This window comes from Uliginosibacterium paludis (assembly GCF_039631355.1).
Classification (GTDB): Bacteria; Pseudomonadota; Gammaproteobacteria; order Burkholderiales; family Rhodocyclaceae; genus Uliginosibacterium; species Uliginosibacterium paludis.
The window spans coordinates 560,350-582,311 of record NZ_JBDIVF010000001.1; the positions used below are offsets into that span (position 1 = coordinate 560,350).

22 protein-coding genes and 1 pseudogene are annotated in these 21,962 nt (G+C 62.6%); 20 read left to right on the top strand and 3 right to left on the bottom strand.

Going from position 1 to position 21,962, the window contains the following annotated elements:
* Nucleotides 1–3: 3 nt before the first annotated feature.
* Entirely contained in the window at nt 4–1,047 is a 1,044-nt protein-coding gene (gene tsaD, locus ABDB87_RS02705; protein WP_345923871.1) for a tRNA (adenosine(37)-N6)-threonylcarbamoyltransferase complex transferase subunit TsaD, read from the bottom strand.
* Between the two features lie 115 nt (nt 1,048–1,162).
* On the opposite strand from tsaD, the gene rpsU reads away from it, so the two are divergent.
* The 5 genes from rpsU (at nt 1,163) to ABDB87_RS02730 (ending at nt 6,615) form a co-directional block, all read left to right on the top strand.
* The gene (gene rpsU / locus ABDB87_RS02710; RefSeq protein WP_345923873.1) at nt 1,163–1,375 is read left to right on the top strand and encodes a 30S ribosomal protein S21; all 213 of its coding nucleotides are present in this window, start codon (nt 1,163–1,165) and stop codon (nt 1,373–1,375) included.
* Nucleotides 1,376–1,477: 102 nt separating this feature from the next.
* On the top strand, nt 1,478–1,924 hold the full coding sequence (locus ABDB87_RS02715; protein WP_345923875.1) for a GatB/YqeY domain-containing protein: 447 nt from the start codon (nt 1,478–1,480) through the stop codon (nt 1,922–1,924).
* A gap of 59 nt (nt 1,925–1,983) precedes the next feature.
* Complete coding sequence (dnaG, locus tag ABDB87_RS02720; RefSeq protein WP_345923877.1) at nt 1,984–3,801, top strand: DNA primase; 1,818 nt, start codon at nt 1,984–1,986, stop codon at nt 3,799–3,801.
* 55 nt (nt 3,802–3,856) lie between these two features.
* Nucleotides 3,857–5,827: an RNA polymerase sigma factor RpoD gene (rpoD, locus tag ABDB87_RS02725; protein WP_345923879.1), complete on the top strand. Its 1,971-nt coding sequence runs from the start codon at nt 3,857–3,859 to the stop codon at nt 5,825–5,827.
* Between the two features lie 497 nt (nt 5,828–6,324).
* Nucleotides 6,325–6,615 carry an Arm DNA-binding domain-containing protein gene (locus tag ABDB87_RS02730; protein ID WP_345923881.1) on the top strand — a complete coding sequence of 97 codons (291 nt, stop codon included), beginning with the start codon at nt 6,325–6,327 and terminating at the stop codon, nt 6,613–6,615.
* Between the two features lie 33 nt (nt 6,616–6,648).
* Here the strand turns inward: ABDB87_RS02730 and ABDB87_RS02735 are convergent.
* A pseudogene (locus ABDB87_RS02735) lies at nt 6,649–6,846 on the bottom strand (IS110 family transposase); the annotation flags it as partial.
* Between the two features lie 315 nt (nt 6,847–7,161).
* Between ABDB87_RS02735 and ABDB87_RS02740 the strand changes: the two are divergent.
* Nucleotides 7,162–7,911, top strand: coding sequence for a hypothetical protein (locus ABDB87_RS02740; RefSeq protein WP_345923883.1), 750 nt, complete (start codon nt 7,162–7,164; stop codon nt 7,909–7,911).
* A 16-nt stretch (nt 7,912–7,927) separates the two neighbouring features.
* On the top strand, nt 7,928–8,857 hold the full coding sequence (locus ABDB87_RS02745; protein ID WP_345923885.1) for an IS5 family transposase: 930 nt from the start codon (nt 7,928–7,930) through the stop codon (nt 8,855–8,857).
* Nucleotides 8,858–9,249: 392 nt separating this feature from the next.
* Here the strand turns inward: ABDB87_RS02745 and ABDB87_RS02755 are convergent, their stop codons facing one another.
* Nucleotides 9,250–9,534 carry a hypothetical protein gene (locus ABDB87_RS02755; protein ID WP_345923887.1) on the bottom strand — a complete coding sequence of 95 codons (285 nt, stop codon included), beginning with the start codon at nt 9,532–9,534 and terminating at the stop codon, nt 9,250–9,252.
* On the opposite strand from ABDB87_RS02755, the gene ABDB87_RS02760 reads away from it, so the two are divergent.
* The 13 genes from ABDB87_RS02760 to gspE all read left to right on the top strand — a co-directional run bounded on the left by ABDB87_RS02760 (nt 9,512) and on the right by gspE (nt 21,957).
* The gene (locus ABDB87_RS02760) at nt 9,512–11,014 is read left to right on the top strand and encodes a pectate lyase family protein (RefSeq protein ID WP_345923889.1); all 1,503 of its coding nucleotides are present in this window, start codon (nt 9,512–9,514) and stop codon (nt 11,012–11,014) included. The genes ABDB87_RS02755 and ABDB87_RS02760 overlap by 23 nt on opposite strands.
* 134 nt (nt 11,015–11,148) lie before the next feature.
* Complete coding sequence (gspL, locus tag ABDB87_RS02765; protein WP_345923890.1) at nt 11,149–12,222, top strand: type II secretion system protein GspL; 1,074 nt, start codon at nt 11,149–11,151, stop codon at nt 12,220–12,222.
* Nucleotides 12,219–12,701, top strand: a complete 483-nt coding sequence (gene gspM / locus ABDB87_RS02770; protein ID WP_345923892.1) for a type II secretion system protein GspM — start codon at nt 12,219–12,221, stop codon at nt 12,699–12,701. Before gspL ends, gspM begins: the two co-directional genes overlap by 4 nt.
* Nucleotides 12,698–13,423 carry a type II secretion system protein N gene (gene gspN, locus ABDB87_RS02775; RefSeq protein WP_345923894.1) on the top strand — a complete coding sequence of 242 codons (726 nt, stop codon included), beginning with the start codon at nt 12,698–12,700 and terminating at the stop codon, nt 13,421–13,423. Before gspM ends, gspN begins: the two co-directional genes overlap by 4 nt.
* Before the next feature lies 1 nt (nt 13,424).
* The gene (gene gspF, locus ABDB87_RS02780) at nt 13,425–14,621 is read left to right on the top strand and encodes a type II secretion system inner membrane protein GspF (RefSeq protein ID WP_345923896.1); all 1,197 of its coding nucleotides are present in this window, start codon (nt 13,425–13,427) and stop codon (nt 14,619–14,621) included.
* A gap of 9 nt (nt 14,622–14,630) precedes the next feature.
* Nucleotides 14,631–15,032, top strand: a complete 402-nt coding sequence (gene gspG / locus ABDB87_RS02785) for a type II secretion system major pseudopilin GspG (protein WP_345923898.1) — start codon at nt 14,631–14,633, stop codon at nt 15,030–15,032.
* A 6-nt stretch (nt 15,033–15,038) separates the two neighbouring features.
* Entirely contained in the window at nt 15,039–15,587 is a 549-nt protein-coding gene (locus tag ABDB87_RS02790) for a GspH/FimT family pseudopilin (protein ID WP_345923900.1), read from the top strand.
* Nucleotides 15,571–15,948: a type II secretion system minor pseudopilin GspI gene (gene gspI, locus ABDB87_RS02795; protein ID WP_345923903.1), complete on the top strand. Its 378-nt coding sequence runs from the start codon at nt 15,571–15,573 to the stop codon at nt 15,946–15,948. The genes ABDB87_RS02790 and gspI overlap by 17 nt, the downstream gene beginning before the upstream one ends.
* Nucleotides 15,945–16,544 (top strand): type II secretion system protein GspJ, encoded by a 600-nt coding sequence (locus ABDB87_RS02800; protein WP_345923905.1) that lies wholly within the window; start codon nt 15,945–15,947, stop codon nt 16,542–16,544. Before gspI ends, ABDB87_RS02800 begins: the two co-directional genes overlap by 4 nt.
* Nucleotides 16,541–17,437: a type II secretion system minor pseudopilin GspK gene (gene gspK / locus ABDB87_RS02805; RefSeq protein ID WP_345923907.1), complete on the top strand. Its 897-nt coding sequence runs from the start codon at nt 16,541–16,543 to the stop codon at nt 17,435–17,437. The genes ABDB87_RS02800 and gspK overlap by 4 nt, the downstream gene beginning before the upstream one ends.
* A gap of 121 nt (nt 17,438–17,558) precedes the next feature.
* On the top strand, nt 17,559–18,362 hold the full coding sequence (locus ABDB87_RS02810; RefSeq protein ID WP_345923909.1) for a PDZ domain-containing protein: 804 nt from the start codon (nt 17,559–17,561) through the stop codon (nt 18,360–18,362).
* Nucleotides 18,359–20,482, top strand: a complete 2,124-nt coding sequence (gene gspD, locus ABDB87_RS02815) for a type II secretion system secretin GspD (RefSeq protein WP_345923911.1) — start codon at nt 18,359–18,361, stop codon at nt 20,480–20,482. The genes ABDB87_RS02810 and gspD overlap by 4 nt, the downstream gene beginning before the upstream one ends.
* The gene (gene gspE / locus ABDB87_RS02820) at nt 20,479–21,957 is read left to right on the top strand and encodes a type II secretion system ATPase GspE (RefSeq protein WP_345923913.1); all 1,479 of its coding nucleotides are present in this window, start codon (nt 20,479–20,481) and stop codon (nt 21,955–21,957) included. Before gspD ends, gspE begins: the two co-directional genes overlap by 4 nt.
* The last annotated feature ends 5 nt before the right edge of the window (nt 21,958–21,962 follow it).

The window sequence follows — 21,962 nt, forward strand, 5'->3', positions numbered from 1 at the left end:
CCCTCAGGATCCGGCAGCATCAATCTCCGCCAGCGGCCATCTCGGCCGCACGGCAAAAGCGCCGTCCGAAGCAAGAGCGGCCACGCGCCCCTCGCGCAAGCGCATTGCGCAGGCAAACGCGATCATTGCGCCGTTGTCGGAACAATATTCGAGCTCAGGGAAAAACACCTTGCCGCCCCGACGGCCAATGTCCCGCTGCAGGCGCTCGCGCAAGCGGGCGTTTGCACCGACTCCGCCGGCAACCACAAGCTGATCCAGGCCCGTCTGCGCAAGAGCGGCCCGCGCCTTGACGCACAGCACATCAACCACCGCCTCCTGAAATTCGGCCGCCAGATCGGCCGTCCGGTCCGGCGTGAAATCCGGCTTCTGTGTCGCCGTCAGCACGGCCGTTTTCAGGCCGCTGAAGCTGAACATCAGATCCCCCGAATTTTTCATCGGCCTCGGCAATCTGAAACTGCCAGCCTTTCCCTGCGTCGCCAGCCGGGAAAGTATCGGCCCGCCGGGATAAGGCAAGCCCAGCAGTTTCGCCGTCTTGTCGAAAGCCTCCCCTGCCGCGTCATCCACACTCTCACCCAGCAACACATAATCCCCCACCCCACCCACCCGCATCAGCTGGGTGTGTCCACCCGAGACCAGCAAGGCCACGAAAGGAAACGAGGGCGGCGCGGAAGACAGCATCGGAGACAGCAGATGGCCTTCGAGGTGATGGATCGGAACGGCGGGAATGCCCAGGCCGAGGGCCAGCGACTCTGCCACGCTCGCACCGACCAGCAAGGCGCCGGCCAGCCCGGGGCCTGTCGTATAACCGATAGCATCCAGATCATCGAGGCCGCCCCCTGCCGCAGCGAGCGTCTCGCGAATCAGGGGAACGATGCGGCGCACATGATCCCTGGACGCCAGTTCAGGCACCACGCCTCCGTAAGCGGCGTGCATGTCGATCTGCGAGAACACCCTGTGCGCGATCAGACCATTCGCCGTAGAGGCCAGGCCAATCCCCGTTTCGTCGCAGGAGGTCTCGATGCCCAGGACAAGTTGCGAAGTACTCATGCGCGGCATTCTAGCGCATGCGCAGCCCCGCCCTGAAAATGTGGACTTGGTTTTTCGACTTGAAAGCTTTATAGTGGCGAGCTCTTCACATAGTCTGTCCAGCAAGGAACACAGAATGCCTGGTGTACGCGTCAAAGAAAACGAACCGTTTGAAGTTGCTATCCGCCGTTTCAAGCGCACCATCGAAAAGGCTGGCACGCTGACCGAACTGCGTGCTCGCGAGTTTTACGAGAAGCCCACGACTGAGCGCAAGCGCAAGAAGGCCGCTGCAGTCAAGCGCCTCCACAAGCGTCTGCGCAGCCAGACCCTGCCGCCGAAGCTCTTCTGATTTTCGGGTGCCGCAGGTCGGTACCATGGGCAAGGCTGCATGAAGCAAGACCCGACGCCGGGATGGCAGTCGGGTTTTTGTGTTTTTGATCAAGGATTCACGATGAGCCTGAAAGAACGCATTGCCGAGGACATGAAGGCCGCCATGCGCGCCAAGGAAACCGCGCGTCTCGGCGCCATCCGGCTGCTCATGGCTGCCATGAAGCAAAAGGAAGTCGATGAGCGCATCACGCTCGACGACGCCGGCGTCATTGCCATTGCCGACAAGCTGATCAAGCAGCGACGAGACTCCGTCAGCCAGTACGAAAGCGCCGGCAGACAGGACCTCGCAGACATCGAGAAGGCCGAGATCGCGGTACTTGCCGCCTATATGCCGGCTGCACTGTCCGACGCCGAAATCGAAGCTGCCGTCGCCGCCGCCATCACCCAGAGCGGCGCAAGCAGTCCGGCCGACATGGGCAAGCTGATGGCCATCCTGAAGCCCCAGCTCGCCGGCCGCGCGGACATGACGGCCGTCTCCGCCAAGGTCAAGGCCGCACTGGCCCGCTGAACCGGAGCCCATCGTGGCGGCCCGGCCGCCACGCCCTGCAGTTCAAACCAGACCGAACAGTGATCCCAGAGTCTTTCATTCAGGATGTACTGACCCGCACCGATATCGTGGGCCTGATCGAACGCTACGTTCCTCTCAAGAAGGGCGGCGCCAACTACATGGCCTGCTGCCCCTTCCACAACGAGAAGAGCCCGTCGTTCTCGGTCAGCCCCACCAAGCAGTTCTACCACTGCTTCGGCTGTGGCGCTCACGGCACGGCCGTGGGTTTCCTGATGGAATACTGCGGAATGTCATTCCGCGACGCGATCAAGGACCTGGCCCAGCAATGCGGCCTGCAAGTCCCTGAAGACGACGCGCCGCAACAGGATCGCGCCCAGCTGAGCTCGCTGCTCGACGCCACCACCCGCGCATCACGCTTCTTCCAGGAACAGCTGCGCCGCTCGCCCAAGGCCATCGAGTACCTCAAGCAGCGCGGCCTGACCGGCGAAATCGCGCGCCAGTTCGGCATCGGCTACGCACCCGACGACTGGAATGCCCTGCGCGAGGCTTTCGGCAAGGACTATGACAGTCCGGCACTACTCGAGTCAGGCCTGGTCATCCAGAATGACGCCGGTCGCCGCTACGACCGCTTCCGCGACCGGGTGATGTTTCCCATCATCGACCAGCGCGGGCACATCATCGGCTTTGGCGGACGCGTCATCGGACAAGGCGAACCCAAATACCTCAACTCGCCGGAAACACCGCTGTTCGAGAAAGGCCGGGAACTCTACGGCCTGTTCCAGGCACGGCAAGCAATCCGGGAATCCGGCATGGTCGTCGTCACCGAAGGCTACATGGACGTCGTCGCCCTCGCCCAATACGGGTTCGGCTCGGCCGTCGCCACGCTCGGCACCGCCACCACCGCAACCCACATCCAGAAGCTCTTCCGGCAATCCGAGAAGGTCGTCTTCTGCTTTGATGGCGACAAGGCGGGCCGCAAAGCCGCAACCCGAGCACTCGAGAATGCACTGGACCAGCTCGCCGACGATCGGGAGGTCCGCTTTCTTTTCCTGCCTGCGGAACACGACCCCGACAGCTTCATCCGTGCCGAAGGCCTTGAAGCCTTCAAGCGCGCCGCCAGCGACGCGATGCCGCTGTCCGAATTCCTCCTCCAGACCCTGCGCGCCGATCTCGACCTGAGCATTCCGGAGGAACGGGCCAAGCTGGTGCACGACGCCAAAGCGCTGATCCCGAAAATTTCAGCTCCGATCCTGCAGCTGCAAACCATTCGCCTTCTGGCCGATGACGCTGGCATGAGCACGGACGAAGTCAGCCTGGCACTCGGACTGCGTCCTGCCTTCAAGAGCAAGAAGGGCGCTGCGGCGCGACCACGCGCGCAACGGGTAGCGCCTGCCGGACCGCAACGGCAGCTGCTGCAACTGACCGCCCGCTTTCCGGAGCTGCTGGATCGCCTGCCCGGCACGCTGGACGATCTGCTGGGCGAGAGCATTGAAGCGCAACTGCTGCAGAGTTTTCGCGACGCTCACGACCACGACCACTTCGGCCCGGCCACCCTGGCAGCCCTCTACGAAACAAGCCAGGACGACGCCCGCCGCCAACTCCTGAAAGAACTGCTCAACCGAAGTGACGAGGACGCTCCTTCCGGAAGGAACACCCCCAAGCCCGACGACGAGACACGGATCGAACAATTGAAAGCGGCACGTGTCGAATTCGACGGACACCTCGTCAATCTGCAGATCGCGGCGCTCGACCACGAGTTCCAGAATCTGCAACAACGACTCGCCCACGGCGAAGCCCTGAGCCCCGACGAAAAGCGGCGCTACGTGGAGCTTCCCGCGGAAAAACAGCAGCTTAGATCTGGACAGAAGTCTGCCTGATCAACTAGAATTTACGGTTTTCCCGAATTAACTCGCCCTTGAACCGAGGATCCCGATGGCCAAGGAAAAAGCACCAGAAGCTCGCAAAGACACCCCTAAAGCAAAGGCGGTTCGGGGCAAGGAAAAGAACAAGATTCTTCCCATTGACCTCGTGCCGACCGACAACAGCAACGACGCTGAAGTCCGCCGCACGCGCCTCAAGAGCCTCATTGCTCTGGGTAAGGAACGCGGCTATCTGACCTACGCCGAGATCAACGACCACCTGCCGGACGACCTCGTCGACGCCGAGCAGATCGAATCGATCATCTCGACCTTCAATGACATGGGCATCCGTGTCTTTGACGAAGCCCCCGCAGCAGAAGACCTGCTGCTGACCGACGGCGTAGCACCCGCCTCGGTCGATGAAGCCGCGGAAGAAGAAGCTGAGCAGGCGCTCTCTTCCGTCGACTCCGAATTCGGTCGCACCACCGACCCGGTACGCATGTACATGCGCGAAATGGGTACGGTCGAACTCCTGACCCGTGAGGGCGAAATCGAAATTGCCAAACGCATTGAGGAAGGCCTCAAGCACATGGTGATCGCCATCTCGGCCTGCCCGTCGACCATGGCAGAAATTCTGGCGCTCGCCGACAAGGTCGCCAAGGACGAGATGCGCATCGACGAACTCGTCGACGGCCTGGTGGACCCGAACGCCGTCGAGGCCGCCGAAGAAATGCCGGAAGCCGAAGAAGAGGAAAGCGAAGAAGAATCCGACAGCGAGGACGAGGAAGATGAAGAAGGCGGCTCCGGCGCCGTCAGCGCTTCGCTGATCCAGCTCAAGGCCGACGCTCTGGAGCGCTTCGCGACCATTCGCGCCCTCTACGAGAAGATGATGCCCGTGCTGGTCAAGAAAGGCCCGCAGGACAAGGCCGTGACCAAGCTGCATGAGCAGATCAGCGCCGAGCTGATGAACATCCGCTTCACCGCGCGCCAGATCGAGCATCTCTGCGACGGCGTCCGCCACATGGTGGAAAACGTGCGCAAGCATGAACGCAAGATCCTCGACCTCTGCGTCGAGCGCTCGGGCATGCCGCGTCCGCATTTCATCAAGTCCTTCCCGGGCAATGAAACCGACCTCGACTGGCTCAAGGGCGAAATCAGCTCGGGCGCCAGCTATGCCGGCACGCTCATGCGCATGCAGCCTGCCATTCTCGAAGAGCAGCAGAAGCTCATCGACATGCAGGAACACATCCAGATCCCGCTCAAGGACCTGAAGGAAATCAACAAGCAGATGAGCACCGGCGAAGCGAAGATGCGCCGTGCCAAGCGTGAGATGACCGAGGCCAACCTGCGTCTGGTGATCTCGATCGCCAAGAAGTACACCAACCGCGGCCTGCAGTTCCTCGACCTCATCCAGGAAGGCAACATCGGCCTGATGAAGGCGGTGGACAAGTTCGAATACCGCCGCGGCTACAAGTTCTCGACCTATGCCACCTGGTGGATCCGTCAGGCCATCACGCGCTCGATCGCCGACCAGGCCCGCACCATCCGCATTCCGGTGCACATGATCGAGACGATCAACAAGATGAACCGCATCTCGCGTCAGATCCTGCAGGAAACCGGTGCCGAACCGGATCCCGCCACCCTGGCCGAGAAGATGGAAATGCCGGAAGACAAGATCCGCAAGATCATGAAGATCGCAAAAGAGCCGATCTCCATGGAAACGCCGATCGGTGACGACGACGACTCCCATCTGGGCGACTTCATCGAGGACACCGCCACCCTGGCCCCGGCCGAAGCGGCGCTGTATTCCTCGCTGAAGGGCACCACCAAGGAAATCCTGGACTCGCTCACCCCGCGCGAAGCCAAGGTGCTGCGCATGCGCTTCGGCATCGAAATGAACACGGACCACACGCTGGAAGAAGTCGGCAAGCAATTCGACGTCACCCGCGAGCGGATCCGCCAGATCGAAGCCAAGGCACTGCGCAAGCTGCGCCACCCCAGCCGTTCCGAGAAGCTGCGCAGCTTCCTCGACGGCGAAGGCTGACCCCTTCACGAAAGCCCGCAGCACACCGCGGGCTTACGGGCCTCTAGCTCATGCCTGGTTAGAGCAGCGGACTCATAAAATTTGTGCCGTACGTGTGGAAACTGCGTACGGGATGGCGTCAAATTCGGCGAAACCTACGGTGCGGCAACGCATACGGCAACGCCGAGCCAAGCTTCGGTGCGCGAGCATCGTTGAAGGTGTAGAGACTAGACGGCGCCCACCTGTAGCGAAAGCCATGGTGAAGGCATAGTCCAGGGAGTGGCGAAAGCCACACAAACCGGAATCCGTTGGTGCCGAGTTCGACTCTCGGGGGGCCCACCAAATACAAGTATCACAACGTATCACGACCTCTCAAAAGCCCGCACACAGCGGGCTTTTTTCTTTCCCCCTTGTCTCATAGCGTTGCAAGAGATGCCCCCAAAGCGCACCTAGCAGGGGGCACAAACGGGGGCACCAAGCCCCTCCGCAGAGTCGATGCCCCCAAAAGGAGGAATGCCGTGCCGCTCACCGACCTGCAAGCCAAGAAATCCATGCCGAAAGACAAGCCTTATCGTCTGGCCGATAGTGCCGGCTTGTATCTGGAAATCCAGCCGAACGGCGGCAAATACTGGCGTCTCAAGTTCCGGTTTGCCGGCAAGGAGATCCTCTCGCCAGATCCGGCTCTGCGTGACCAGATCGCCACCTACAAACAACTGAGCCAGTTGTACGCGACTGTGCGCAACGCTTATGCCGAAAAGATAGGATTCGTGGCTGACCTACGTGGCAACCCTGAAGTCGCTGCGCGGTGAGGATGGGTCCGACGAAGGCAAAGTGTTCAGCGTCTGGAACTGATGCGCCCAGTGGTGCGCGCCCGAGCAGGCTTCCATGCCGATAAGGCAGGGCGGAAGACTGGCAATCAGTGGCAGCAACTGATCGCGTGACAAACGAGGTTTGACCAGTTCCGGCCGGCCTGTCTCATTGACGCCATGCACGGCGAACACGTTCTTGGCGAGATCGCCCCCGACGACAATAATGCTCATGGACTTCCCCTTTCGATGCTGTGTTGATGAAGCGTGGAAACTCCATCATGCGGCCTCCGCCGCAGCCTCGGGACGGGGAAGTCCCTTTCATTCGTTAGGCGCCCTCATGTCTCGCCCTTTCGATTGACAAGCGTCTCTGAATACATTTCGAGCACCGGCGCTCTTCACTGGCACCGTGGGTCAAGAGCGCGTAAGCGGGGCCAAGGGGTAAAATTGACGTGGAGCGCGACACCTACGCCGAATGGCTCGTACACCACAGAGGAAACGTCGTAGCTAACCAGCAAGGCGCCTTTTGTTCTTGGCGCCCCAACGAGTATGAACAAGGCTCCTACCATAGACGTCGATTTGTCAACTCTCACGAAAAAGGACACCGAGCTTCCCACTGACCTTGAACCTTGGCAGCACGGTGATGGGTTTTTGACCGAACCACTGCCGCCGCGCCTACTTCTGTGGCATCGGGCTCAGAGCTGCCAGGAGGGGTGCCAGTCAGCGCGGGCTATTGCCAAGGCCTATGTCCTTTTGGCGTTTTGGCCTGTGGCGCTAGTGTGTGGTGTTCTTTGCAAAATCGGATTGCCACCGACGTTCGCGTGGACTGGTCTACTTCTATCGCTGTTGCATGTCGCCGTGCAAACCTATGTGAAAGCGCGAGCCAGCAATGATGGCCAGCCTTGGGAATTGCATGAGTGGATCGACTTCGAACGCCGCCTGTGGTGTTCACGACGGACGGAACCTGAAAGCCGAAAGCCGGTCCAGATGACCTACCTCCCGCTCAACCGCCTGGCACTGGTTTGCTACGTGCATACGTTCGAGCAAGGTAACTCATATGAGATATGCCTAAGTGAGCTGACCGAGATCGGCAAAAGGACAGGTCTCATTGGCCCACCCCGTTTGAACGAGCTGTTGTCATTCGATACCGAAGCTGAATCGTTCATCGTGGCCCAGAGGCTGGCCCAGCGCTGGGACATCACCTGCTGGCACCGCAGCAATGACACCGATCCGCAGCTTCGGCAACTTTATGACAAGAGTGGGCTTTGTTGCACAGATCCCCGGCCATGCAGCGTGTAGCCGATAGACTTGCAGGATGAGCAAGCCGCCGAAGCCGAAGTACCGCACCACCAACTGGTCTGCCTATAACGAATCCTTGCGCGAGCGCGGCGCGTTGCTGCTGTGGAGCGACAAGGACATGGAATGGGCCGGCGCCCCCAGTGGCAAGCGAGGGTGCTCACCTTCATTCTCTGATGCGGCCGTCCAGTTCTGTCTGATGATCAAGAACCTGTACGGGCTCGCGCTTCGTCAGACCACCGGCATGGTCAGGAGCCTGCTGAAGCTAGCCGGTCTGGACTGGGACATGCCGGATTGCAGTACCTTAAGCCGGCGCCACAAGCATCTTCAAGCGACGCTGACGCATCAGCGCCGTGGTGAGGCACTGCATCTGCTGGTCGACAGCACCGGCATCAAGATGCTGGGCGAAGGCGAGTGGAAGCGGAAGAAGCACGGAGCGGACTACCGCCGGCAATGGCGCAAGGTGCATCTGGGTATCGACGCACAGACCTTGGAAGTGCGCGCTATCGAGGTGACGGCCAACAGCGTGGGCGATGCGCCCATGCTGCCAGCCCTGCTCGAACAAATCCCTCCGGACGAACCAATAGAAAGCGTCGGCGCCGACGGCGCCTATGACACGAAGGCGTGTCACGCCGCCATTGCCAGTCGGGGTGGCGAGCGCGCTGATTCCCGTGCGCAAGAACGCGAAACCGTGGAAGGAAGTGGGGATGCGCGAGCCCGGAACGAAATTCTCCGGACCACCTACCGTTTGGGCCGGGCAATCTGGAAGAAGTGGAGTGGTTACCACCGACGCAGCCTGGTCGAAACCAAGATGCGCTGTTTCAAGCTGCTCGGCGAGCGCGTGATGGCTCGCGACTTTGATCGGCAGGTCGCTGAGCTGAAAATTCGCGCAGCGCTGCTCAACCGTTTCACCCAGCTTGGCACGCCTCAAACCGTGCGCGCGGCATAAATCCGTCGAGGTCAGGTGAGTTATGGCCTCGCGCTGATTTGTGCAACAAAGCCACGCCATGCGCTACATGGCCGAATTCCAGTACCGGTTCAACCGTCGCTTCGACTTGGCTGCACTGATGCCCTCTTTGCTGACTTCCTGCGCATCCCAGCGTCCTCGCCGAAAGCTCACCATCCGTACCGCCATGCCGGCTGAATTTGCTTCCTAATCAGGTTTTCATGCGCCTCGCCCAGCGGCGGGCGCCTGTGTGCGAAAAAAACACAAGTTCAGCACAGAAGCCGCTGAGCAATCATGTTACCGGTTGCACAGCTCCTGCCCTTTGGTCCTAAATTGTCAGGCTCATGCGAAAGACTTCGAGCTCCGGCCCGTCGCCGGAAGACAACACACATGCATCAAACCGAAGGAGCAGCACCAATGGTGGCAACAAAGAAAATGGGGATGGTCAGCCTTCTGCTGACGGCAGGGCTCTTGACCGCATGCGGCGGCGGGGGCGGCGGCAGTTCAGACAGCAGTACGACCAGCACAGGCAGCGGCTCCTCCGCCAGCAGTGCAAGCAGCACATCCTCGGCTGCGAGCAGTTCGAGCAAATCGAGCAGCAGTTCGAGCGCCGCATCGTCTTCGACCAGCAGCGCGGGAACGCCGGACTCGCTGGGCGTGACCGGCTGGGCCGCGGTCAACGCGGCCTGGTACAGCAACTCGAGCACCTCATCAGCCACTACCGGCGGCAATGCAGCCACCTCAGCCAAAACCTATACGGTCACCAGCCGTACGGAACTGATCCAGGCGCTCTATGGCAACAGCGCAACGATCAATGCCAATGGCACGATCGCCAGCGGAACACTCGACTCAAGCGCGAAGATCATCTACATCTCGGGCACCATCGACCTGAACACGAACAAAGCCGGCACCTCGCTCACAGAAAGCGACTACATCTGCGCTGTCGGCACCAGCTACGCCTACAGCAGTTCGGTCACCTCAGTCACGGCGCTCTACAGCTTCGATGCCTACAAGACGCAATACGACCCGAATGGCGCATGGAAAACCAACCCGGTGGACAAGAGTGGTGATCCACTCGAAGTAGCGCGTGCCTGCGCAGCGGCCAACCAGAAGAAGGTCGTCTACATTTCGATTCCGTCCAATACGTCGCTGATCGGCAAGGGCGCTTCCGCGAAGATCATCAATGGCTCGCTGGTCATCGGAGCGTCGTCGAGTGCCCCGGTCGACAACGTGGTCGTTCGCAACATCAGCTTCGAAAATGCTTTCGACATGTTCCCTCAATGGGATCCGACAGACTCCGGCGGCCGCTGGAACTCGGCGTATGACAATGTTTCGGTGATGTACGCCACCCACGTCTGGATTGACCACAACACCTTCTCGGACGGCAGCAACACCGACGATCTCTATCCGCCCGTCTTTGCTGCGCCCTACAACGAAAAAGCAATGAAGGTGCAGCACCATGATGGCCTGCTGGACATCACGAAGAATGCAAACTATGTGACCGTGTCGTGGAACCACTTCCATGATCACGACAAGACCAACCTGATCGGCGGCACCGACACAGTCAATACCACTACCGCCAGTTCGGCAGAAAACCCGAACGCACTGAAGATTACCTTCCACCACAACTACTGGAAGAACATCGAACAGCGTCAGCCGCGCGTGCGTTACGGCATGGTCCATGTCTACAACAACTACTACGAGGGTAAGCTGGACAGCAGTGCCACCTACACCTGGACGGCCGGCATGGTCGCCGGTCAGGGCGGCAAGCTGTACATGGAGAACAACGTGTTTGCGATCAGTGGCGGGACAGCCTCCGAAAGCACCGTTTACAGCGGTTCGTCGGATTCGACCAAGGCAGACACCTGCAGGGACACGATGAACAAAACGACCAGCACCTACACGCCTTCCGGCACCTATGCGAGCACCTATTGCTCTGCGTACGCGTACGGGACCGGTAATGTGCTGAACGGCAGCGCCATCGACCTGTCAGGCGTCACGGCTGGCGGAGTAACCTGGACCAGCACGCCCTGGTTTGCCTCGGGCCTCATCAGTGGCACGCCGACCGCCACGCCGTCCAGCTACTACAACTACACACCTGACAGCACGGCAAGCCTGGCCACCTCTGTAGCAAACGGTGCAGGCGCAGGCAAGTTCTAATCGGAGCCTGAAAGCTCTCTGACTCGCGGCCCTGCAACACAGTGTGTTGCAGGGCCGTGTTCCATGCGGCAAATCTCCTTTTGCCACCCGACCGATCCCTTATAGTTAACCCTTTCCAGAAAAACTTCGCGTCGATGAGCCCACCCTTCGCCCTGCTGCGGGTCCGCGTCCAGCCGGAGTCGCCCGCTGAAATCCCTGCCGAATGGGTCGCGCTGAATGCAGCAGGCGCTGTTGTGACGCGTGGCCGCAGCGCACTCGACAGCCTGCCGGCAGCCGAAGCCGTCGAAATCCTGATTCCGGCGGGGCGCGTGACCCCACACCGGCTGGAAATTCCAGCTTCCGGCGCGCGCTTTGAAGCCGCGCTGGTTCGCCAGGCGCTTGAAGACCGGGTGCTGGGCGATCTGGATCGCTGCATCATCGTGAGCGGCACCCGTCAGGACAAATGGCTGACGGTCTGGGTCGCCGAACGCGCCTGGGTCGCCAGTCTGCTTGAGGCCATTACTGCGGCGGGCTGTGTCGCCACCCGGCTGACGCCGGAGCAATGCCTCCTCGACGCAGGCGAGATCGCCGAGAGCCCGTCAGGCTGGATCTTTCTCAGCGAGGCGGGAGCGTTCGGCCTGTTGCCTACCCGCGACCTTGCGCTTGCCCTGATCGGCACGGCCGCGCACGACCAGCCGGACCTGCTCGCCGCCAGCGCTGACACCCGCCGGGTCAATCTGCTGACCGGCATGCCACGGCTCAAACGTGCCGCCGCAGGTTTTTCGCCGCAACTGCTGAAGCCTGCAGCCCTGCTCCTGATCGCCGCCGCACTGGTTTATCTGCTCGCCCAGTTTGCAACGCTGCGCCAGCTCTCCGGTCAGGAAGCCGCGCTGCGCCAGTCGATCCGTCAGAACTTCGCAGCCGCAAGGCCGGGCGTACCGATCGTGGATCCGATCCTGCAATGGCGTCAGAGCCAGGGCAAGCCTGCTGGCGGCCCCGGCATGGACGCACTGGATGCCTTGGCGGATTTCGCGGTACAGGCAGGCATCGTGCTGCATCCGCAGCGTGTGGAAGTCAATGACATGCAACTGAAGCTGACCCTCACTGCAGCAGACGCCGGCGCGCTCAAACCCGTGCTGCAGCAGAAGGGCATCGTCTTCGAAACCGGCTCGACCGACACCGGCCTTGCCCAGATCACCATCCGCCAGAAACCGGGAGGCCGCCCATGAACGCCCGGCTGATCCAGACCCGCGAACAGATGCTCCGTTACTGGCAGGCCCGCAACCCGCGCGAGCAAGTGATCCTGGCCTGTGGCGGAGCCGTCCTGCTGCTTGCGATTTACATCGGCAGCCTCCAGGCCATCAACACCCGCATCGAAGCCCTGCGCAAGCGCCTGCCCGAACTCACCCTCAACAGTTATGAGATCGCGGCCGGCACCCGCGAGAACCGCCCGCCCGTGCCACGAGCACGTGAAGACCTGCGCAGCGAACTGTTCCGCCTGCTGGCCGAGCAGGACATCAAGGCCGAACTGCGTGGTCTGGCGCCTGATCGCGTGGAAATGCGCCTGCCGCCCGGCAACGGAGAAACCGCGCTCCGTCAGCTCAATGCACTGCGACTGGCCTCCGGTTCGCGTGTCGCCAGCCTGCAGTTGCGCGCCACCGATGCCGCCAACGCCGAGTTCACCGCCATTCTGGAGCGCCGTCGATGAGTCGCACCACCCGCTGGACGCTCCTTGCAGCCCTGGCTGCGCTGGTATTCCTGCTCTGCAACTTCCCCGCCACCCTCGTTGCCCGTGTGCTTCCGGGGCCGCTCGCACTGGCGGGCGTTGAAGGCAGCATCTGGCACGGCAAGGCCACGGCACTGGGGCTCAACGGTCTGGTCGTGCAGGAAAAACTGGCCTGGAAATTCGAACCGCTGTCGCTTTTCAAGGGTCGGATCGCCTGGCAGCTCGACAGCGAACATGCCGGACAACCAGGCCACCTGCGGGCGGTGCTGGGCCTGCAGGGCGCTGCACTTGAAAATCTGCGCGTGACACTGCCGATCGAGCCGCTGACGCTGTTTGACCCGATGGTCACCGCCATCCGTCTGCGCGGCGACATCCTGCTGGAGAGCGCCCGCCTCGCGAATCACGAGCCCATCCAGATCACTGGCAGCCTGCAGCGCGTCGGCTCTGCCATGGCTGGCGAGCTGACCGCTCTGGGCAGTTACCGCTATGTGGCATCCACGGACGCGCAGGGCAATGCATCGATGGAGATGAGCACCCTCAACGGCCCACTGCTGATCCAAGGCACGGGCGCTTTTGACCCGAAAGCCAGAAAGGGCAAGGCCAGCCTGCGGCTGAAACCAGAGGCCGACCTGCCGGGCCTGTCGCCGGTGCTGGCCACGCTGCCCCGCGACGGTGACACCTATCTGCTGGAGTTCCCGCGCTGACATGGCCGGCTTCAACTACAAGGCATTAGCCGCCGACCAGAAGCGCGTGCTGCGCGGCCGCGTCGAGGCCGACTCCTCTCGCCAGGCGCGTGCCCAGTTGCGCGAACAAGGCCTGGCCGTACTGGAGCTGACGGAAGAGCGCGAAGGCAGCGGCCGCCGCCTGCGTCTGGGCGGCATGCAGCTCGCCACGCTGACCCGGCAGCTCGCCGGCCTGCTGGACGCCGGGCTCGCCATCGATGAAGCACTCAACGTGCTGGGCGAGCAGTCGGAAAACAAACGCGAACAGGCGCTGCTCGCGCTGATCCGGCAGGACATTGCCTCCGGCCAGTCACTGTCGGTTTCACTGGGGCATTTCGAGCGCGTGTTCCCGCCCTTCTACCGCGCGCTGGTGCGCGCAGGTGAAGAGTCAGGCAAGCTGCCCGGCGTGCTCACACGCCTGGCGGATTACCTGGAGCGGCGCGAGGAACTGAAGTCCGGTCTGGCCATGGCCTTCATCTATCCCGGCATCGTGATCTTCGTCTCGATTTCGGTCATCGTCGGCATGCTGACCTGGGTGGTGCCGCAGATGGTGCAGGTGTTCCAGGGGGCAAAGCAGGTTCTGCCGCTGCCGACCCGCATCCTGCTGGCGGTGAGCCATTTCATGGGCAACTGGGGCGGCTGGCTCCTGCTTTTGCTGCTCGTTGCCGCCCTGCTGTTCTGGCGGGCAATGAAAAAGGAGGATTTCCGCTTCAGGGTTCATGCGCGTCGCCTCACCGTGCCCTGGTTCGGCAAGCTCGAGCGCGCGGCGGAAACCGTGCGCTTCGCGAGCACCCTGGCCATCCTGGCGGGTAGCGGCGTACCGGTGCTGACCGCCATGTCCGCAGCCAGCGGCGTGATGAGCAACCTGCCGCTCAAGGCCGCAGCGGAACAGGCGGCGAGACAGGTTCGCGAGGGCATGTCACTTGCCCGCGCGCTGTCGGCCGCCAAGGCCTTCCCGCCCATCCTGGTTCATCTGGTCGCCAGCGGTGAGGCCACCGGCCGGCTCGACACCATGCTCGAGCGCGCTGCGGCCGAGCAGTCCGCCGGGCTCTCGCGCAAGGTCGAAACCTTTTCCCAGCTGCTGGGCCCGGCCGTGGTGCTGGTCATGGGTGCAGTGGTCTTGTTCATCGTACTGGCGATCCTGTTGCCGGTATTCGAAATGAATCAGCTGATCAAGTAGGAGCAAGCAATGAAGAAACGGATCAACAAGGGCTTCACCCTCATCGAAATCCTGGTGGTGGTCTCCATCCTCGCCATCCTCGGCGCGCTGATCGTGCCGAAGATCATGGATCGCCCGAGCGAGGCCAAGGTCGTCGCCGCCAAGCAGGACATCAATTCGCTGGTCGCCGCGCTGAAGCTCTACAAGCTCGACAATGGCCGCTATCCGGAGCAGGACAAGGGCCTGCAGGCTCTCGTCGGCGGTCAGGGCGCAAAAAGCTATCTCGAGCGCATGCCCAAGGACCCCTGGGGCAATGATTACCTCTATCTGAACCCGGGGCTTCACGGCGAAATCGACGTGATGAGCTACGGCGCGGATGGCCAGTCCGGCGGAGAGAACTTCGACGCCGATCTCGGCAACTGGATGCAGTAAGCCTCCGTGACCGGATGCGTCCGCCTTGTCGCCGATCCTGCCTCATGCACGCCGCATGGCGCCGCATGCCGGTCGGCACACGGCTTTACGTTGATCGAGATTCTGGTGGTCATGGCCCTGCTCCTGATTGTGGCCGGGCTGGCCGTAGTGAAACTCGATGACAAGGGCGAGCGCGCCACGCGCAAGTTCGCCGAAGAGCTCAGCATCCGGCTTGAGGCTGCGCGTGACGAAGCGGTCTATGCCGGCCAGCCGGTGGCCTTTTCGAGCGACGGGCAGGGCTACAAGTTCTGGCAGGGCGACACCGCCCGCAAGCAGTGGATCGCGGCGCCGGCAGGCAGCGAGCTCTCGCCTCGCACGCTGCAGGGTCAGGTGCGGATTGCGCGCCAGATCGTCAATGGCAAGGACCGGCCTCTCGGTGACCGCCTGGTATTCAATGCCGACGGCATGGTCGAGCCCTTCATGCTGCTGCTCGAAGGCGGCAAGAGCCAGGTGGCGGTGGAAGGTGACGCGCTCGGTCGCGTCAGCATCCGGGACGTGAATGCCGATGCGCCGTAACACCACAGGCTTCACGCTGCTTGAAACGCTGATCGCGCTGGCCGTGATCAGCCTCGCACTTGGTGCCGCGGTGCGCGCCAGCGCCTTCGGTGCGCAACGCGCCCACGACCTGCAGCAGCGCACGCTCGGAGGCTGGGTAGCGAGCAATGTGGTCAACGAAGTGCTGGCCATGCGCGACTTCCCGGAAATGGGCGCTGTCGAGGGTAAATCGAAGATGGGGGCCTTCGAGTTCAACTGGGTGCGCGAAGTCGGCCCGACGCCCAACCTGAGTTTCCGTCGCATGGAGATCAAGGTCTATCCTGCCGACACGCCCGATGAACTCGTGGCCAGACAGGTCAGTTACGTGGCGAAGGTCAAATGATGCCGGGCCGGCGCGCCGCAGGTTTCACGCTGCTCGAAGTGCTCGTGGCGCTCGGCGTATTTGCCGTCGTGACGCTGCTCGCCTGGAAAGGTCTCGATCTGATGACCACTGCGAAGGCAAGGCTCGACACGGAAATGCGCAAGTGGCGCGAGCTCGAACTCGTGTTCGAGCGCATCAACATGGATCTGACCCAGGTCGCGCCGCGCAGCTGGACCGACAGCAACAACCGGGTCCGCTCCCCGATCCAGGCGACCGGCAGCGAGGATGGCGCAAGCTGCCAGCTCGATGTGCTGCGCTTTGGCAATGACAACGAAACGCTGCACACGCGCTACCGCGTGGCCGACGGACGCCTGAGCCTCGAACTGCCTCCCGTGGCATTCAGCGCCAGCGCGTCACAACCCGGACTCACCCCGCCCAGCTACCTCTTGCTCGAAGGCGTGAGTCGCTGCGAGATGACCTTCTTCGACGAGAGCAACAAGCCCTATCGCCACTGGCCGGTCGAAGAAGCCGAAGACATGACGCGCCCTCACGGCATGCGCCTGCGGCTGACGCTGGATGGCCGCGGCGATTTCGAACGGGTCTATTACATCCCGTGAACACGCGCACACAATCCCTTTTTCGCCAGCGTGGCGTCGCACTGATCATCTCGCTGCTGGTGGTCGCCATCGTCACCGCCCTCGCGCTGCTCTTTACCGCGCGACAGCAGCTCTGGATGCGCCAGATCGAGAACCGCAACAACTTCACGATGGCGATCGACGTGGCAATCGCGGCGATCGACATGACCCGTCTCACGCTGCGCGACGATGCACGCCGCAACCGTTACGACCACCTGCTCGAGCCCTGGACCATTCCGATCCCGCCGATCGCCGTCGAGCAAGGCAAGGTTGCCGGGCGCATCACCGAACTGCAGGGCCGGTACAACCTCACCAATCTGTTGCCCCCGGCCAACGCGACCATTCGCATCGATGACGCGAATCTCGTCCGCGTTGCCCGCGCGTTCAGCCTCTCCACATCCGATCTTGCCGGGCTCATGACCGCCTACCAGAATCTGCGCAAGCGCGAGCCCTACAGCACGCCGGAACTGAGCGAGCTCGTGCGTCTCGCCGGTCTGCAGGCCGACACCCTGCCGGCGCTCGAGCGCAACCTGGTCGTCCTGCCGGCACGAACGCCCGTCAATGTGAATTTCGCCACGGCAGAGGTACTGCAGGCGGCCATCGCCGGCCTCAGCGCCAGCACGGCCGCTGAAGCCGTCGCGCAAAGAAACGGCAATCCCTTCAAGACGCCGGAGGATTTCACGAAACTCCTGCCCGAATCGGTGAAGGGCGCGGCCTCGAAAGAAGCGGTCGATGTGCAGACCCGCTTCTTCCTGGTCGACATCGATGCCTGGTTCAACGAGATGCATACCGGCTACCAGGCCCTGCTCCAGCGCGACGGTTCGAACATGCCCCGCGTGGTGTGGGCGCGGCGCAGCAAACTGTCGTCATCCTGAGCCGAAATCCCTGAAATTCGAACACTTGCTACCCGGAACACGCTAAATTTTCACCGTGAAATTCAGAAGCTCAATCCCCCGGAAACTCCCTGCCATCGGCCTGCGTCCGGACGCACGTTTCATGACGCGCTGCCTGACCGCAGCGGCCCTGGTGACGCTCGGCTGGAGCACGGCACATCTGCTCGGCAGCCTGCTCGGCTGGCGCGCGAGCGAACCGGCGCTGGCACTGACCGCTCCGGTAGCCGAGGATTCGGGCGGATCACGGCGCGTACTCGCGCGCTGGTTTGCCGCCCCCGAAGCCGGCAAGCCTGCGGTTGCGCCGCTTTCGGGGCTTGAGCTGATCGCCGTCATCGCAGGGGAACGCGGTGTCGCGCTCATCAGCGGCATCGAAGCACAGCCCGTCGCCGTTCAGGTCGGCAAGGACGCCCGGCCGGGCCTGCGACTGCTGGAGGTCCAGCGCGATCGTGCGGTTTTTGATCAGGGCGGCGCCCGCGTCGAACTCCCCTTCCCCGCCCACGCATCGGCCGCCGCACTGATTGCCGGCATGATGCCAGCCGAAGCGCCGCGCGCCGCGCCCCCGGAAAACAGGCAGGCGGACGCCGCGCCCGTCTCCCAGGAAAACGCCAGCGTCTCGCGCGGGCGCCTGACCAGCATCGCGCAGACGGGCAACCTCGGCGACTGGGACAAGGGCCTCTCGAACTTCCCGAGCGGAGGCATCCAGATCACGTCGGCAGCCGAACAACCGCTGGCCAGGGTGCTGGACCTCAAGGACGGCGACATCATCCGCCAGGTCAATAACCGCGAGATCAAGCAGCTGGCAGACGTCTCGCTGGTGTACCACTACTTCAGCCAGGCGCAGGACGTGAATCTGCAGATTCTCCGCGATGGCAAACCCGTACAAATCAATTTCAAGATCACGCCATGAAAATCAAGACTCTCGCGGCTGCGACGCTGCTCTGCTTCGCGCTGACCTCCGCTCATGCGGCGGATGATCGCGTCACGCTGAACTTCGTCAATTCCGATCTTGAAGCCACGCTGAAAGCCGTCACCATCATCACCGGCAAGAGTTTCGTGATCGATCCGAAGCTCAAGGGCACGGTGAACATCGTGTCGAACCAGCCGGTAGACCGGAACCTGATCCTGCCCATCGTGCAGAGCGCGCTGCGCCAGCAGGGCATCACGCTGATCGACACCGGTACCGTCGTCAAGGTGCTGGCCGAAGGCGACGCCAAGCAGCATGCGAGTCCGCTCGTGACGCCGGGCAAGATCCCCTCGGGAGACCGCTTCGTCACCCAGGTCTATCCCTTGCGTTTCGAGTCCGCCACGCAACTGGCCCAGGTGCTTCGCCCGATGCTGGGCAACAACAGCGTGATCGCGGCCTACCAGGCCGGCAATGTGCTGGTCATCAGCGATTACGCCGAGAACCTCTCTCGCATCAACCGCATGCTCGAGCATATTGACCAGCCTTCGAGCACCGACGTGTTCGCCGTACCGGTCAAGAATGCTTCGGTACTGGACGTCGCCCAGACCATCGCCCGGCTGATGCCGGAGGTCGTGCTGCAGGGCACGGCGTCCCCCACCCCGGTGCCGGACGGTGTCAGGCGCGTCCTGCTGGTCACGGATCCGCGCTCCAGCCAGATCATCGTGCGCAGCCCGACCGCCGCCCATGCGGCCCAGGTCAAGCAGATCGTCGAGATGCTCGACAGCCCGGGAGCCTCGTCGAGCAACATGCATGTGATCTACCTGCGCAACGCGGAAGCCACCCGGCTTGCCGCCACCCTGCGCGGCATCCTTACCGGGCAGGACAGCGGCAGCGGCTCGACGTCGGGCAACAGCATGAACACGGCGAACAGCAGCACATCGGGCGGCACCTCGGCGTCCTCCTCGCCACAGGCCAGCCAGAGCACCGGCAGCACGGCGACCAACGTGAAGATCGACGGCGTGCAGGTCATGATCCAGGCCGACTCGATGACGAACTCGCTGATCGTCACCGCGCCCGACCGTATCTACAACGACATCCGCGAGATCGTCGACAAGCTCGACATGCGTCGCGCGCAGGTTTATGTCGAAGCCATGATCGCCGAGGTCAATGTTTCAAAGGCCGGAGAGTTCGGCTTCCAGTGGGCGGTTGCCGGTGCCAATTCGAAGATCGGCGGAGGCGTCATTTCCTCGCTGGCGACCAGCACGACCAACAGCATCGCGACCATCGCATCGGCGCTGGCCTCTGACAGCAGCACGACCACCGTGCCGGAAGGCTTCAACATCGGCATCTTCAACGGAGACCCCACCAAGGGCACTGCCTCGCTCGGCATGCTGGCCTCGGCCATCGAGAAGTCCGGCGACGGCAATGTGCTCTCCACGCCCAATCTGCAGACGCTGGATAACGAAGAAGCGCGGATCGTCGTGGGCCAGAACATCCCGATCATCACCGGTACCCAGCTCTCCAGCAGCAACTCCAACCCCTTCACCACGGTGGAGCGCAAGGACATCGGCATCAAGCTCAAGATCAAGCCGCAGATCTCCGAAGGTGGCGCGATCACGCTGAATGTCGCGCAGGAAGTGTCCAGCATCGACAGCTCGGTCAACACCAGCGGCACCGGAATCGCCACCAAGGTTCGGACCATCGAGACCAAGGTGCTGGTCGACGACGGGCAGATCGTCGTCCTGGGCGGCCTGATCGAAGACAGCCAGTCCAACAATGACAATCGGGTACCGCTGCTCTCCGACATCCCGCTCATCGGCCATCTGTTCCGCTATCGCTCGCGCTCACACAGCAAGACCAACCTGATGGTGTTCCTGCGCCCGACCGTGCTGCGTGACAGTGCCGACAACGCGCGCCTGGCCAACGAACGCTACAACTACCTGCGCGCCCGTCAGGCGGAATACACGCCGCCGGAAAGCTGGGTTCTGCCGAACAGCCCGCTGACCCAGTTGCCGGCCCGCGATGACACACCTCCCGCCGCCGCGCCGATCGATCTGCGGCAGAAAGATGCGGCGGCCGGCAGTGCGAATGCCCCGCAAACAGATACGACGAAAACACCATGAGCGAGCGTCTCATCAGCTTCGCGCATGCACGTGAGTTCGGGCTTTTCGATGCGGGCCGGACCGACGCCGGCAAGCTGAAGGTCTGCTTCCGCGAAGGCGGCGACTTCACCATGCTGGCCGAACTGCAGCGTCATGCCGGCACCGGGCTCGACCTCGAAGTGCTGCCGCTCGCCACCTTCCAGCAGCGTCTGGGCGAAGCGTTCAACCAGGGCTCGGGTGGCGCATCCCGGATGGTGGAAGACATTGCCGGATCGGTGGACCTTTCCAGCCTGCTGGAAGAAATCCCCGAAACCCAGGATCTGCTCGAAGCGGAAGAAAATGCCCCCGTCATTCGACTGATCAACGCGCTGCTCACCGAAGCACTGCGCGAAGAGGCCTCCGACATCCACTTCGAACTCTTCGAGTCACGTGCCACGGTCCGCTTCCGGATCGATGGCGCCATGCGGGATGTAATCGAGCCGCAGCGTGGTCTGCACGCCGCCATCGTCTCCCGCATCAAGATCATGGCGGGGCTGGATATCGCCGAGAAACGGCTGCCGCAGGATGGTCGCATCACGCTGCGTCTGGCCGGCCGCCCGGTGGATGTCCGCGTTTCCACGCTGCCGACGGCTCACGGCGAGCGCGTGGTGCTGCGCCTGCTGGACAAATCCGCCAACCGGCTGGATCTGGACAGTCTCGGCATGCCGCCTGCCACGCTGACCCGCATGCAGGGTCTGCTGTCGCAACCGCACGGCATCATGCTCGTGACCGGCCCGACCGGCTCCGGCAAGACCACCACGCTGTATGCCGCACTGGCACAGATGGATGCCCGCGAGCTGAACATCATGACAGTCGAGGATCCGATCGAGTACGAGCTCGACGGCATCGGCCAAACCCAGATCAACTCGCGCATCGAGATGAGCTTTGCCAGAGCCCTGCGCGCCATCCTGCGGCAGGATCCGGACGTCATCCTGATCGGTGAAATCCGTGATCTTGAAACCGCCCAGATCGCGGTACAGGCCTCACTGACCGGCCACCTGGTGCTCGCCACGCTGCACACGAACGACGCGCCCAGCGCGATGACCCGGCTGATTGACATGGGCGTGGAGCCTTTCCTGCTGGCCTCGTCGTCGATCGGCGTGCTGGCGCAGCGCCTGGTTCGCCGCCTGTGCCCCGAATGCAGAATTCCCTATGCGCCCGACAGCGCGGAGCAGGCCCTGCTCGGAGTCGGCCCGGAGCATGCGCTTTACCGCGCAGGCGGATGCCCGGCCTGTGCGCAATCCGGCTATCGCGGCCGCGGCGGGATTTATGAACTGATGGTCTTCGACGAGAACACGCGAACCCTCATCCATGACCGTGCCAACGAGCAGGCGCTGCGTGCGCATGCCTCAGAGCACGGCATGCTGAGTCTGCGTGAGGACGGTTACGCGCGGGTGCGCGCAGGCGTCACCTCACTGGAAGAAATCCTGCGAGTCACCCGGGCAGAAAACGAATAGCACTC